11 protein-coding genes are annotated in these 13,789 nt (G+C 63.7%); 8 read left to right on the top strand and 3 right to left on the bottom strand.

Translation table 11 applies throughout. The features are described from left to right. Positions 1-128 precede the first annotated feature (128 nt). Positions 129-1,436, top strand: coding sequence for an LLM class flavin-dependent oxidoreductase (locus tag M1D93_RS08715; RefSeq protein WP_461174696.1), 1,308 nt, complete (start codon positions 129-131; stop codon positions 1,434-1,436). A 20-nt stretch (positions 1,437-1,456) separates the two neighbouring features. Here the strand turns inward: M1D93_RS08715 and M1D93_RS08720 are convergent, their stop codons facing one another. Continuing rightward, positions 1,457-2,392 (bottom strand): LysR family transcriptional regulator, encoded by a 936-nt coding sequence (locus tag M1D93_RS08720; RefSeq protein WP_461174697.1) that lies wholly within the window; start codon positions 2,390-2,392, stop codon positions 1,457-1,459. 147 nt (positions 2,393-2,539) lie between these two features. Between M1D93_RS08720 and M1D93_RS08725 the strand changes: the two genes are divergently transcribed. Next, a complete protein-coding gene (locus M1D93_RS08725; RefSeq protein WP_461174698.1) occupies positions 2,540-4,132 on the top strand; it encodes an FAD-binding protein in 1,593 nt (530 codons plus the stop codon). A 75-nt stretch (positions 4,133-4,207) separates the two neighbouring features. On the opposite strand, the gene M1D93_RS08730 is transcribed toward M1D93_RS08725, so the two are convergent. After that, on the bottom strand, positions 4,208-5,713 hold the full coding sequence (locus M1D93_RS08730) for an aldehyde dehydrogenase family protein (RefSeq protein WP_461174699.1): 1,506 nt from the start codon (positions 5,711-5,713) through the stop codon (positions 4,208-4,210). Positions 5,714-5,849: 136 nt separating this feature from the next. Here M1D93_RS08730 and M1D93_RS08735 point away from each other — a divergent pair, with 136 nt between their 5' ends. From M1D93_RS08735 to M1D93_RS08750, 4 genes are read left to right on the top strand one after another with little or no spacing between them, the layout of a single operon-like run. Continuing rightward, positions 5,850-6,872, top strand: coding sequence for an ABC transporter substrate-binding protein (locus M1D93_RS08735; protein WP_461174700.1), 1,023 nt, complete (start codon positions 5,850-5,852; stop codon positions 6,870-6,872). A 37-nt stretch (positions 6,873-6,909) separates the two neighbouring features. After that, positions 6,910-7,689, top strand: coding sequence for an ABC transporter permease (locus M1D93_RS08740; protein ID WP_461174701.1), 780 nt, complete (start codon positions 6,910-6,912; stop codon positions 7,687-7,689). Continuing rightward, positions 7,682-8,533, top strand: a complete 852-nt coding sequence (locus M1D93_RS08745; protein ID WP_461174702.1) for an ABC transporter permease — start codon at positions 7,682-7,684, stop codon at positions 8,531-8,533. The genes M1D93_RS08740 and M1D93_RS08745 overlap by 8 nt, the downstream gene beginning before the upstream one ends. Before the next feature lie 35 nt (positions 8,534-8,568). Next, a complete protein-coding gene (locus M1D93_RS08750) occupies positions 8,569-9,375 on the top strand; it encodes an ABC transporter ATP-binding protein (protein ID WP_461174703.1) in 807 nt (268 codons plus the stop codon). A gap of 93 nt (positions 9,376-9,468) precedes the next feature. On the opposite strand, the gene M1D93_RS08755 is transcribed toward M1D93_RS08750, so the two are convergent. Next, positions 9,469-10,182: a GntR family transcriptional regulator gene (locus M1D93_RS08755; RefSeq protein ID WP_461174704.1), complete on the bottom strand. Its 714-nt coding sequence runs from the start codon at positions 10,180-10,182 to the stop codon at positions 9,469-9,471. Positions 10,183-10,311: 129 nt separating this feature from the next. On the opposite strand from M1D93_RS08755, the gene M1D93_RS08760 reads away from it, so the two are divergent. Together M1D93_RS08760 and M1D93_RS08765 are read left to right on the top strand one after the other, a co-directional pair. Next, complete coding sequence (locus M1D93_RS08760) at positions 10,312-12,303, top strand: flavin-containing monooxygenase (RefSeq protein ID WP_461174705.1); 1,992 nt, start codon at positions 10,312-10,314, stop codon at positions 12,301-12,303. Continuing rightward, on the top strand, positions 12,300-13,775 hold the full coding sequence (locus M1D93_RS08765; RefSeq protein WP_461174706.1) for a carboxylesterase family protein: 1,476 nt from the start codon (positions 12,300-12,302) through the stop codon (positions 13,773-13,775). Before M1D93_RS08760 ends, M1D93_RS08765 begins: the two co-directional genes overlap by 4 nt. The last annotated feature ends 14 nt before the right edge of the window (positions 13,776-13,789 follow it).

Here is a 13,789-nt window from a genome sequence, read left to right on the forward strand (position 1 = left end):
TAAGCACCATTGTCAGCTTTATTGAACTTATTGTGCTGAAACTTCTGCATTTACGCGGGAACAGACGACTGCCATGCTGAAGGCAGGAAGGCGCCTGGATCGGCGCCCATCACGAAAGGAACCAGGCAATGAAGCCTAAGAATCACATGGTGCTCACCACCTTCATGCTGCCGGCGGGATACCACAAGGACAGCTGGCGAATGGAAGGAAGCCGGGCCGAAGAGCTGGGGAACCTGGAGTTCGTGGCAGATCTGACCGCGATGGCCGAGGCCGCAAAACTTGATGCCGTCTTCTTCGGCGACATCGTCCACGCCAACACGGTCATGCGGGGCGACATCAAGATGAACGGGTTCTACGAACCGATGACGGTACTTGCCGCGCTGGCCGCGAGGACGAAGAACATCGGCCTGATCGGCACTATGTCCACCTCATTTTCCGAGCCGTACAATCTGGCCCGGCAGCTGTGCGGACTGGACCACATGTCCAACGGCAGGGCAGGCTGGAACATTGTCACGTCCTCGGACGGATTCAGCAACTACGGCGTTGAGGACGTTCCCGACCCCGCCGTGCGGTACCGGCGGGCCACCGAATTCGTGGACGTGGTGCAGCGCCTCTGGGACAGCTGGTCCGATGACGCCGTGATCGTGGACAGGGAATCCGGCGAATACGTGGACCGAAGCAAGCTCAAGGCCATCCGGCACAAGGGCGAGTTCTTTGAAGTCGAGGGACCGATCAACATGCCGCGGTCACCCCAGGGCCGGCCCGTGCTGGTCCAGGCCGGCTCTTCAGGTCCCGGCATGGACCTGGGTTCGTCCGTGGCGGACGGGATTTACACCGCCCAGCCGTTTAAGGAGCCCTCCATCGAGTTCTACACCAAGTTCAAGAACATGGTGGCCGAGAAGGGCCGGAACCCCGACGACGTCAAAGTCATCCCGGGCATCCTGCCGATCCTGGGCGACACCGAGAAGGAAGCGCAGGACCTGGCGAACGAGCTGGCAGGCTACGTCCACCTCGGCAACGGCCGCAAGCAGGTGGGCGCCGACCTTAAGATGGACCTTTCCGAGCTGGAATTCGATGAAACGATCCCCGCGGAGTGGTTTTCCGACGACCCCCGGATGGGAAGCCGCTACCAGATCTACCGCAAGAAGAGCGTGGACATGGGCATGACGCTGCGCGAACTGATCGTGGACCTTGCCCGCTCCACCGGGCACCAGTGGATGGCCGGCACACCCTCGCAGGTGGCCGACCGCATGGTGGACTGGTTCGAGTCCAAGGCCTGTGACGGCTTCAACCTCAACGCCCCCTTTAACCCGGGCGGCTTCAAGCTCATCTGCGACAAGCTGGTGCCTGAACTTCAGGACCGCGGGTACTTCCGGTCCGAGTATGAGGGCACTACCCTGCGTGAGAACCTCGGGCTTTCCCGCCCGTCAGCGTAGACGGGCCGCTCAGGGCCCGCTTATGAGCTTGCAGAACCAAAGCGTTCGACGGCAACATCCACCCACGCCTGGGCGCGGGTATTCAACCGCATGCTCCGCGTCCAGGCCAGTGAAACGGTGGCCGGGGCGCGGGTATGGATACGGGGTTCCGCAACCGGCTTGAGCACAACCTTCAGCTCCTCATATGGCGCGTCCAGCATTGGCTGCTGGAAGAGCACGGCAACACCGCGGCCACTGGCTACCAGCGACCGGACCGTAGCGTAGCTGCGGGAGCGGTGCCGGATCTCCGGAGTCAACCCGGCGTCGCGGTACATGTCAAGGACCCGCGTGGAAATGGGCGGAGCGTCGAAGAAGATCAGCGGACTTGCCGCCACATCCCTGAGTGAGACAACCTCCGACTCGCGCAGGGGATGGTCCGCCGGAAGCAGGATGTAGGGCTCCACGGACAGCAGCGGCGCTGTTTTCAGGGCCGGGGAAATGTCCATGTCGTAGACGAAGGCGGCGTCGATGGAACCTGCAAGCAGGCGCTCCTGCAGATCCTCGTGGTACCCCTCGATGAAATCGACCTCGACATGCGGGCATTGGTCAGCAAAGTCGGCCAGCATCGGCGGAATGATGGTGGGCCCCAGTGGCATGAAGCACCCCACCGTCAGTGGACCCCGGATGTCCGTCCTGTCCCGTTTGGACAGCGACGCGATTTCATCGGCAAGGTCAAGCAATTGGCGCGCCTGCCGGAATACGACGATGCCCGTGGATGTCAGGGTGAGCCCCTTGGACTTGCGCTTGATGCACAGCTGAGCTCCGACGATCCGCTCGAGTTCAGCGATGGACATGGAAATGGCCGACGGTGCCATATGCAGCCGCCGTGCCGCCTCGCTCATGGTTCCGGTTTCCGCCGCGACCACAAAGTGGAGGACCTGACGCAGTGTGATCGAGGGGTTCAGGGTGATGTTCACATTGTCGATTTTACTGATAACCAACAGCAGAAATAGGTCATTTACTTGATGAACCCGGCTTGTCATGATGAAAGAAACGGCGACGACGATGGCGCCAGAGTCAATCCCGCGGCGGCGGCAACCTCTCCCGAAAGTGACGTGACGTAAATGGACGCGCAAGCAAGATTCCTTGACCAGGCAGAGGCTGTGGTGGGTGCCGACAATGTTGTCCGCGCCACGCCCAAGGAGGGCTACATTGATCCGTACCCGCTGAACCCTGGCCGGGCGAAGTGGCCGGGCGTGCGCCCCGGCACGGTGGAGGAGGTCCAGGAGATTGTCAGGCTGGCCAACAGCACCGGCGTTCCGTTGTGGTCCTTCTCCAAAGGCAAGAACCTGGGTTACGGAGGGCCGGAACCGCGGACCCGGGACATGGTGGCACTGGACCTGAGCCGCCTCAACAGGATCATCGAAGTGAATGACCAGCTCAACTACGCCGTCATCGAGCCCGGCGTCAGCTTCTTTGACCTTTTCGAACACATCCAGGAGCAGGAGTTGAAGCTGTGGATGTCCGTTCCCGCCCTCGGTTGGGGCTCCATCGTCGGGAACGCGCTGGACCGCGGCTACGGTATGACGCCCATGGGTGACCATGTGCAGTCCATCTGCGGCATGGAGGTGATCCTTCCCGACGGCGAACTGGTGCGCACCGGAATGTGGGCCATGGAAGGAACGGAACTTGGGCCCATCTTCAAGGGCGGATTCGGCCCCACGCTGGACGGCATCTTCACCCAGTCAAACCTCGGCATCGTCACCAAGATTGGTCTCTGGCTGATGCCCTGGCCTGACGTATACATCAACGGCGATGTTGTCGTGGAGCGCGAGGAGGACATGCCCAAGCTGGTCGACATCCTGACCCAGCTCCGGCGCGAGGACGTCATTCAGAACAACGCCCTCTGCGGCAACGTGGTGCGGGCGGCCACCATGAACGGGCCGCGGTCGCGCTGGTATGAAGGGGAGGGGTCCATCCCGGACGAGCGCCTGGAAGAAATGCGCCAGAAGATGGGCATCGGCCAGTGGAACGCCAAGTTCGCGATCTACGGCGACAAGGGGCTTGCCGAACGCAGGCTGGAAATCATCCGGGAACGTTTCGCCGGAATCGAGGGCTTCACCGTCAAGGCCCGCCTCTATGAAGGTGCTGACGGCATGCAGGTCGCATATGCGGACATCGCGGACATTGACCGCACCCAGATGGCCGGGGTGCCCACGCTCAAGCCGCTGTCCACGGTGGCGTGGGCGGCGGAGAACGGCGGGCACATTGACGCCGCTCCCATCATTCCTGCCCGTGGGGAGGAAGTGTGGGCCTTTTACCGGGAGGCCAAGGAACTGTACCGCCAGTTCGGCTTCGACCTTTACATCGGCTACCACCTGTATCCGCGCCACATGGTGCACGTGACAATGATCTTCTTCGAAAACGACAACCAGGAACAGCTGGCGCGCGCGCGGGCACTTTACGCCGCCCTGTTGGCGGCCGCACGGAGCCACGGCTACGCGCCCTACCGCAGCCATGTGGACTACATGGACGCCATTGCCGACGGTTTCGACTACAACAACAACGCCATCCGCCGCCTCCAGGAGACGCTGAAGGACGCCCTGGATCCCCAGGGCATCCTTTCACCGGGAAAGCAGGGCGTCTGGCCCCGGCGGTACCGCGAGGTCGGTGCCGAGACGCTCGCCGGCGCCGAGGAGTCGGTGCTCCCGCGGTAGGTGGACTGTCCTTAGCGGCGGAAGGGGCCGGATGCTGGCTGGCCAGCATCCGGCCCCTTCGGCCTGCCCTTATGCTTACACGTTGCTGATGTTGATCGCTACCGACTTGACCTCGGTGTAGGCTTCCACGCCCTCGCGGCCGTTCTCCTTTCCCCAGCCGGACTGCTTGAACCCGCCGAATGGCATGTTGGCATCCATCCCGCCTGCGGCGTTGACCCGCACGTTGCCGGCCTTGATCCTGCGTGCAAACTGGTGGGCCCTGGAAATGTCCTTGGTCCAGATCGTGGAGGAGAGCCCGTAATCGGTGTCATTGGCACGCGCCACGATGTCCGCGACGCTGTCCGAATCACGGAAGGTCGCCGCAGAGAGTACGGGCCCGAAGATCTCCTCGCGCACCACCTTCATTTCATGTGTGGTGTTGCGCAGGATGGTCGGCTGGATGAAGAAGCCGTCCCCGGGGAGTGCGGCCCCACCGGTGACCAACTCTGCGCCCTCGTCACGGCCGCTCTGGATGTAGCCGAGGATCCTTTCGCGCTGCTGGGCCGAAATCACCGGACCGATCTGGGCCTGCGGATCGGTCCCCGCGCCGACGCGCAATGCTGTGGCCCGGTGTGAAATCCCTGCGATCACTTCATCCGCCACAGCCTCGTGGACGTAGAGGCGCGAACCGGCAGCACACACCTGGCCGGTGTTTCCGAAGATGCTCATGGCCGCCCCGTCCATGGCCCGCTCAAGGTCCGCGTCCGGGTAGATGACCACCGGAGACTTGCCCCCGAGTTCCAGCGAGACGCGCTTGAGGTTGCCGGCGCACGAGGCCAGCAGGTGCTTTCCCACGGCCGTCGAGCCGGTGAAGGAGATCTTGTCCACGAGCGGGTGGTCCGCGATCCGCTGCCCCGCGACGGCACCGAGGCCCTGGACAATGTTTAGCACTCCCGGCGGGAAGCCCACCTCAAGAGCCAGTTCACCCAGCCGGACCGCCGTCAGGGGCGTCAGTTCCGCTGGCTTGAGCACCACGGTGCAGCCTGCCGCCAGGGCGGGAGCCACTTTGGCAGCGGTAATGGCCAGCGGGCTGTTCCAGGGAACGATCAAACCCACAACGCCGATGGCCTCCCGGATCGTGTAGGCATGCCATTCGCCGGGCAGGGAGACGTTCCGGGTTTCGCCGTTGAGCTTCGTGGCCCATCCCGCGTTGTACCGGAAAGATTCCGCCGCCCCGCTGATTTCGAACGCCCTGGCAATGCCCAGGGGCTTGCCCGTATTGAGCGTTTCGAGCAGGGCCAGCTCGTCCGCGGCGGCGTCGATGGCTTCTCCTAGCTCCCAGATCAGCCGGCTCCGCTGGCCCGGCGACATTGCCGGCCACGGACCCGAGTCGAAGGCCCGGCGGGCGGCCTGGACCGCACGGTCCACATCATCGACGCTCGCGGACGCGGAGTCCACCAGATGTTCGCCGGTGGAGGGGTTGGTGATTGGCAGCGGTTCCGCTCCTCCTTCCACCCATGCTCCGTCGATCAGCAGGCGCAGGGGCCCGTCCAGCAGATCCGGCCGGGCAGTGGTTGGGAGGGGCTGGGTAAGAGGCGTCATTGGCTTCCTTCCGGGAGGCGTTGTGCGGGGCTGACTGTTTATGCAATCTGTGATGCTTGCCACATCACTTAGATCAAGATACATTGTTATAGAAATTATGCATTTATTGCGTCTGTACTCAATGAGGAGCTTCTGGATGAAAAAGCACAACCTTCACTCACTGTTGACCAAGGTCCTGACGCCGGCTGTCGCCGGGCTTACCCTCCTGTCGCTGGCGGCCTGCGGGACGTCGGGCACGCCCAGCGCGGTCGGAGATGCCGGCGGAGGCTCGCAAGGCAAATCCGCGATCAAGGTTGTCGTCGCTCCCCTCCACTTCGAAACGGCGTATATCGCCAAGGAGAAGGGCTACTTCGATGAGGTGGGCCTGAGCGTGGAAATTGTTCCCGGCGCCGATCCTTCGGCCAACCTGGCCCAGACCGTGAGCGGCCAGGCGGACATCACCACGGCGTCATGGGGCGTGATGACCACCGCCACGGCGAAAGGCATGCCGGTGAAGGTGATCTCCGGAAACGGCGTCGTTGACCCGGATGCTGACAACTCTGGAATCCTGATCCCCAAAAACAGCGGCATCAACAGTGTCGCTGACCTGAAGGGTAAGAATGTGGCCGTCGTCGGCGTGAACACCGGTGGCGACATCCCCATGCTCCAGGCTGCGGCCGCGGCGGGAATCGATCCCAAGTCGATCACCGAGATCGCCATTCCGTACGCAGGCATGCAGGCCGCCCTGGAGCAGGGAACGGTTGATGCGGCGTTCGTAGCGGACACCTACTACCACCAGTTGATTGATGCAGGCTTCAAGAGCATCGCCAGCCCGGTCCGTGAATTCCAGGGCAACATGCCCGTCACGGTCTGGGCTGCCACCGACGCCTGGCTCACAAGCAACCCCGGAACAGCGAAGAAGTTCAATGACGCCATGACCAAGGCCGCCGCCTTCTACGAAGATCCGGCCAATGTCCAGGCCATCGTTGACATCACTGCCCGGGTGAAGGAAGTGGACGCATCCACGGTAAACCCCAAGTCCTACGTTCCGGTGAATACGTCCATCAACCTCGCCACCGGACAGGCCGGCATCGACGCCATGAAGGACCTCGGGTTCGTCACCAAGCCGCTGACCGCTGAAGCCATGCTCTGGGCCGACGCCCCTCGCTTCACCAAGTAGGGCCCCAGCGCATCAGGAATACAACGGAGACATTGATATGAAGACAAGCACAAAGTCGCTGGACTGGGGTTTGACCACCCAGCGGCTGTTGGCGATCGCTGCACTCCTGGCCATCTGGCAGGTGGTCATCTGGAGCGGCATGCTGCCTTCCATGACACCGGGGGTTGCCGCCCTGGCATCCTCTATCGGCACTGCGCTGACCTCAGCGACATTCTGGTCAGCGCTGGCACAGACCATGACGGCTGCCGTCAGCGGCTGGCTCATTGCCGTTGCAGCCGGAACCGTCCTCGGGCTGCTGATCGGATCCATCCGCGCGCTGGACCGCTCCACGTCGATCCTGATCGACTTCGGCCGTTCCTTTCCGGTGCTGGCGCTGATGCCGGTGGTGATCATGCTCCTTGGCGCCACCGCGCAGATGGAAACCGTCGTAGTCGCACTGTCCTGCCTCTGGCCGGTGCTGGTACAGGCCATCTACGGTGCCCGGCGGATGGACGCTGCGGTGACGGATACGGTCCGGACCTTCCAGATTCCCGCCCTGCTGCGGTTCCGCCGGATCCTCCTTCCAAGCGCGACGCCCTTCATCGCCACCGGAATCCGGATCTCGGCATCCATCGCCATTCTTGTCGCCGTCGGCGTCGAGGTGCTCAGCCAGGCGCCGGGGATCGGCCGGCAGATAACCCTGGCACAGCAGGCCCAGCGGTGGGACTCGGCATTCGCATACCTCTTCTTCGCCGGGCTGGTGGGTTGGAGCATTGCCGGCCTCTTGAATTTCGCCGAAGGCCGGCTCCTCAAATGGAACAGGCAGACCAATGACTGATACAGCACTTCGCTCAAAACCAAAGCTGGACACCGCCTCCCGGGCCAGGACACCAAAGAGGGAGGGCGGACGCAGCCGTTCTGCACAGCTGGCTCTGAACGTACTGGAGCGGACGTGGTTGATCGTTGTTGTGTTCACCGTCTGGTGGGCCGTGTCGGCCGGCAGCAGCAACGTTTTCATCCCGTCCCTTGAGTCGATCCTGGTCAGCCTGGGCCGGGACCTCTCCAACGGCGTGATCGCCTCAGGGGCCACCTACAGCCTGACCAATCTGGCTGCCGGGCTCCTGATCGCCGTGGCCGTGGGCATCATCGGGGGACTGATCCTCGGCGAGACGAAACGGCTGCGGGAAATCGTGGATCCGGTTATCCACTTCTTCCGTTCCGTGCCCCAGGCGGCCCTCGTTCCCCTGATCATCGGCGCATTCGGAATAGGACAGGGGCCCAAGATCTACACCATCGCCTTTGCCTGCATGTGGCCGGTACTGCTGAACACCATCGACGGCGTCCTGGGCGTGGAACCGACTATCCGCAAGTTCTCCAAGGTCTACCGGATCCCCCGTGGGCTTCATTTCCGCAAGGTGATCCTGCCGGCAGCGCTGCCACAGATCGTGGCAGGCGTGCGGGTGGCGCTTCCGATCGGCATCACGGTGATGGTGGTGAGCGAACTTTTCGCTGCCAACAAGGGCCTGGGTTTCTACATCCTCAACTCCTCCGCCACCTTCATGGTGCCGGAGACGTGGGCAGGTGCCCTGCTCGTCGGCGTCATCGGCTACATCCTCTCCCTCCTGTTTGTCGTCCTTGAACGCAGGATCCTGAGCTGGTACTTCAAGTCAGGCGCAAAATGACCACCCCGATCAGACAGAAAAATGAAGGAGCTCCCATGGCCATTCAGGCACCGCCCGAGGAAGTGCAGGTGGCAACGAAGCCGCTGCTCCAGGTCCAAGGGCTGACCATGAGCTACGGCGTCGGTGACTCGGAGAACAAGATCCTGAACGATCTGAACCTCGAAGTGAACGACGGCGAATTCGTCTCCATCGTCGGTCCGTCCGGCGTCGGCAAGACCACGCTGTTGCGGTGCCTCTCGGGGCTTATCCAGCCCAAGAGCGGTACCGTAAGCGTCGGCGGGGAAGTCATCAACGGCCCCCATCGGGACTTGGCTGTGGTTTTCCAGGACTACAGCCGTTCGCTCATGCCCTGGATGACGACGCTCGAGAATGTGGCCTTCCCCTTGCAGGGCCGCGGTGTGGGGAAAAAAGAGCGGAATGAAGCCGCGGAAAAGAACCTCGCGGCGGTGGGCCTGGCTGGCCAGGGCCACAAGTACCCGTGGGAAATGTCCGGCGGCATGCAGCAGCGCGTGGCCATCGCCCGCGCGCTGGCCTACAACGCCAGGGTCCTGTTGATGGACGAGCCGTTCGCTTCGGTGGATGCACAGACCAGGTTTGACCTCGAAGACCTGGTGATCGATCTCCAGTCGACCCTCGGTGTGACCATCATCCTGGTGACCCACGACATTGATGAGGCGCTGTACCTGGCTGACAAGGTGATTGTCCTGGCGGAGAAGCCAGCCACGGTGGTGGACCTGATTGAGACCGGCTTCGGTGACCACCGCGACCAGGTGGAAACCAAGGCCGATCCCCGCTTTGTGGAGGCGCGGGCGCGCATCCTGCACCGCCTGCGGGACCACTAGTCCGGTCAGGTCACAGCTGAAAGCCCTCCGGACTCGATGGATCCCGGAGGGCTTTCAGCGTTCTGAGTGCCTTCTGGATTCGGCGCCGGGCGCCTAGGCGCTGGTCTTCTCCAACCCCCGCTCGGCCGCTTCCTTCTCGACACCGGATTTCAGGATGGCTTTGAGCGTGGTCTCATAGTGGGTCCGGAGGAGCCGGGACGCGGCGTCGGCGTTCCGGTCCAATGCCGCGGCCATGATGTCGCGGTGCTCCTTGGCGATGTCGCGGTCCATGTTGCGGGTGGCCCGGCCTGCCCAGCGGCCGTACAGCTGTGCGAGGTCGGACAGGGTGGAGGCAAGGTCGATCAGCACCGGGACGCCACACGCTTCTAGCAGTTTGGCGTGGAACGCCTGGTGGGCGCGGTCCCACGCCTCCGTCAGCTCGCCGTTTGCACTCTCATCACGGTAGGGGGTGCGTTCCAGCGTGTGGTGGGCCGCGATGAGCTCCGATTCCCAAGCGAGATCACCGCGCTTGACGGCCAGCCCGATCCCGAACTCCTCCGAGACGCAGCGCAGCTCAGTGATGTCCTTGATCTCGTCCAAAGAAAGCGTAGGAACGAAGAACCCGCGGTTGGGCTTGAGTACTACCAGGCGGTCTCCCACCAGCCGCGTCAGGGCCTCGCGGATCACGGTGCTGCTGGTCTTGTAGTGCTTGGTAAGTGCCACCAATTGCAGCTTGTCTCCCGCGGCCCAGCGGCCGGCCAGGATGTCGTCCCGGAGCGAGTCCCGGATCTGCGTGCTGAGAGTCTCAGACTCAATACTTTTCGACATGTGCATTATTGTACCGCCAAGCAAATTATGTTTTGTTCGTTGACTTATGCAATTTCCACTTTAGAATTGGATTGAGCATACGGAGGGACCTGATCACAACAGATCCCGTCATTACCTAGGAGAACCGCCGTGACCAACTCCACCACCGAACCCCTCCAGACCCGTGAGGAGCACCTCGTCGACGACCTTTACTGGCGGGACCGGTATGAGCCCATCGCGGAAGACGACGAGTTCCTGCAGAAGATCGTGGACGCCTCGGACCTTCCGGCGCTCATGGTGGCGCTGGCGGCAGTAACGAAAGACTTCTCCCTGCTGCGCGAGGACCTTCGGCCGCCGCAGCCGCCCGCGGACATCGTAGGCATGCCGCATGGCGGAATGAGCTCCGAACAGCAGGCGCAGGCGCGCGAGCTGGCTTTTGCTGCCCTGAAGCGGGTGCGGGACGAGCAGCTGACCAGCGTCGGTCTCCTGACTGAGGCCGAGGCCGATGACATCATCACCTGGATCACCAACGCAGCCAACCCCGAGTACCACCCCATGCTGATGCATGACATGGCCCTCGTTGAGGGCAAGAGCGGCAAGCCTAAGTGGGACTTCAAGGACATCGCGCTGGGCCGGGAGTTCAACGTGGCCGTCATCGGGTCCGGAGTTTCCGGGATGGCGGCCGCCTACCGGCTGAAGCAGGCCGGCATTCCCTACACCGTGTTCGAAAAGGGCCACACAGTCGGCGGCACCTGGTGGAAAAACACCTACCCCGGAGTACGCCTCGACACCCCCAACTACGCCTACAGCTTCTCCTTTGCCCAGCGTGACGACTGGCCCCAGCAGTTCTCGCAGGGGTCGGAGATTTTCGAGTACACCCGGCAGGTGGCCGAGCGCGGCGGCATCCTCGGTGAGATCGAATTCAACACCGAGGTTACGTCCGCCACCTATGACGAGGCCACGGGCCTGTGGAACGTGGACATCATCGATGCTTCCGGCCGGCCGGTCAGCCGCCAGTTCAATGCCGTGCTCTCCGCCGTCGGCCAGCTGGACCGGCCCAAGTATCCCGACGTCCAGGGACGCATGGACTTCGCCGGCATCCAGATGCACTCTGCCGAGTGGGACAACAGCGTTGATGTCACGGGCAAGCGGGTGGCGGTCATCGGTACCGGCGCCAGTGCCTACCAGATCGTCCCGGCAATCGTTGACCAGGTCTCCTCGCTGACCGTATTCCAGCGCAGCTCACCCTGGATGCTGCCCACCCAGGGCTACTACGCGGACATGCCGGACTCTGTCCAGTGGCTGGTCCGCAAGCTCCCGCACTACGGGCAGTGGCTGCGGTTCTGGCAGCACTGGCTCGGTGTGGAGGGCCGGCAGCACACCACCGTGGCGGAGCCGGGCTGGGACAAGCCCGGCAGTGTGTCCGCCGTCAACGCGAAGTGGCGCCAAGGCCTTACCGACATCCTGGCTGAGCAGTATCAGGACCGCCCGGACCTGCTCGCCAAGGTCACCCCGGATTACATCGTGGGCGGCAAGCGCATGCTCCGGGACAATGGAGTCTGGGCCGAGTCGCTGAAGAAGCACCAGTCCACGCTGGTCACAGAGGGCATTGAACGCATGACGCCCGCGGGTATTATCACGAAGGACGGCGTGCTCCACGAGGTGGACATCATCGTCTACGCCACCGGCTTCCAGGCCTCCGAGTTTCTGGAGCCGTTGCAGATTACGGGCCTGCACGGCACGGACCTGCACGAATACTGGGGCGGCGACGCTAAGGCTTTCGCCGGCCTGACCGTTCCGAACTTCCCCAACCTGTTCATCATCACCGGCCCCAACACGGGCCACGTCGTCAACGGCAGCCTCTATTCGATGATCGAATACGGGGTCGAATACATCCTGGGGTCGCTGCGCCTCATTTTTGAAAAAGACCTCAAGGGCCTGGACCTGAAGCAGGAAGTACTCGACGAGTTCGTCGCCGGCCTGGATGCCGCAAACGCCACCAAGGCGTGGGGGCAACCCAGCGTTCACACCTGGTACAAGAACAAGTTCGGCCGGGTGTCCCAGATCTGGCCCCACCCCGTGTTGGACTTCTGGAAGATCACGCGCACCGTGAACCTCGACGACTACAACCAGCTCGCATGAGCACCGCCGCAACAGAGCCGCTTACGGGCATCCGCGCCGGGGAGGCCCTGTACAAAGTGGAAACCCACGACGGCGTGATCAGCGTCCGCGGCGTCCGTTACGGTCAGCGGCTGGATCCTGAGGACCGCTTCTCCGCGCTGGGTGATCCCTCACCGGAGCGGCCCCAGGCTCCTGCGACGGTGTTCCCGCAGGCGCCCGGATCGCTGGACTGGCTGCTCGGCCCCGCGTTGGCCCGGATGCCGCAGGACGAGGATTCCTTCCTGCTGGACATCTGGGCGCCCGAAGGCGCAAAGGATCTTCCGGTGCTGGTCTTCCTGCCCGGGGGAGCCTTCATCAGCGGCGCAGGGAACGTGCGCTGGTACGACGGCGCCCGGCTGGCCCGGGAGGGCCATGCAGTGGTGGTCACCGTCAACTACCGGCTCGGAGCGCTCGGTCTGCTCAACGGCGAAGGCGGCGCCGCAGCCCCTGGCCCGCGGAACCTTGCGGCCGGGGACATCCTGCAGGCGTTGACCTGGATTCACCGGAACATCCACGCGTTCGGCGGCAACCCCGAAGCTACCACCCTGGCGGGCCACTCCGCCGGGGCGTGGTACGCGTACGTTCTGAGCTTTGCGGGGCAGGCGCGCGGCCTGTTCAACCGGACCGCCCTGTTCAGCCTGCCCTGGCAGCCTCCCCTGAGCGGGTCCGAGTTCGCCGATCGGTCCAGGCTGTTTGCCGCGGCCCTGGGCGATGGCGGCGGTGCCGGCCACAGTACGGGGGAGATCCTGGCCGCACAGACCGCGGTGTCCAAGGCCTATGCAGGCAGGGGGCTCGGCCTGATGCCGGCAGCGGACGGGGAACTCATTCCGTCCTGGGCGATGGACTTCGAGGCCGCGGCGGCCGCAATGCATGTGGACGCGCTGCTGCTGAGCAGCACCGACGATGAAGCAGCCGCGTTCCTGCACGCCCTTCCCGTCCAGGCCGTCGGCGCGCAACAGCTTGCCGGCTTTGTCGGCGCGCACTTCGAAGCAGCCGCCGAGGCCACGTCCTTCATCGAAGAACGGCATCCTTCGGGGACGGACCACGCGAAGCTTGTGGAGGCCATGAGCCTGCACCAGTTCCGACTGGCCGCCACCGAGCTGGCAGGCCGGGCGGAACAGGCCGGGATTCCCGCCACGCTGCTGCGGTTCTCCGTGCGCAGCAGGCTGGACGGCGCCGGCAGCCCACACTGCTTTGAACTGCCTTTCCTGTTCGGAAACGGCGCCGACTGGCAGGATGCCCCGATGCTCGACGGGTTCCCCGCGGAGGTCTTCGACGACGTGTCGGACCGGCTCCGGCCACTCCTGCTCGGCTTTGTTGCAGACGGCGTGGCCCGGACGCCCGAAGGCCAGCCCGTGCCCCGCTTCGATCCGAAGTGCCCGGCACTGCATAAGGTGAGTGAAACCGGAAGCCGTACCGCCGCCGTCGAGCCTGAACTGCGTCCGCGACGCTAGGTCCCTGCAAGAAG

Source organism: Arthrobacter sp. Z1-9 (assembly GCF_054792695.1).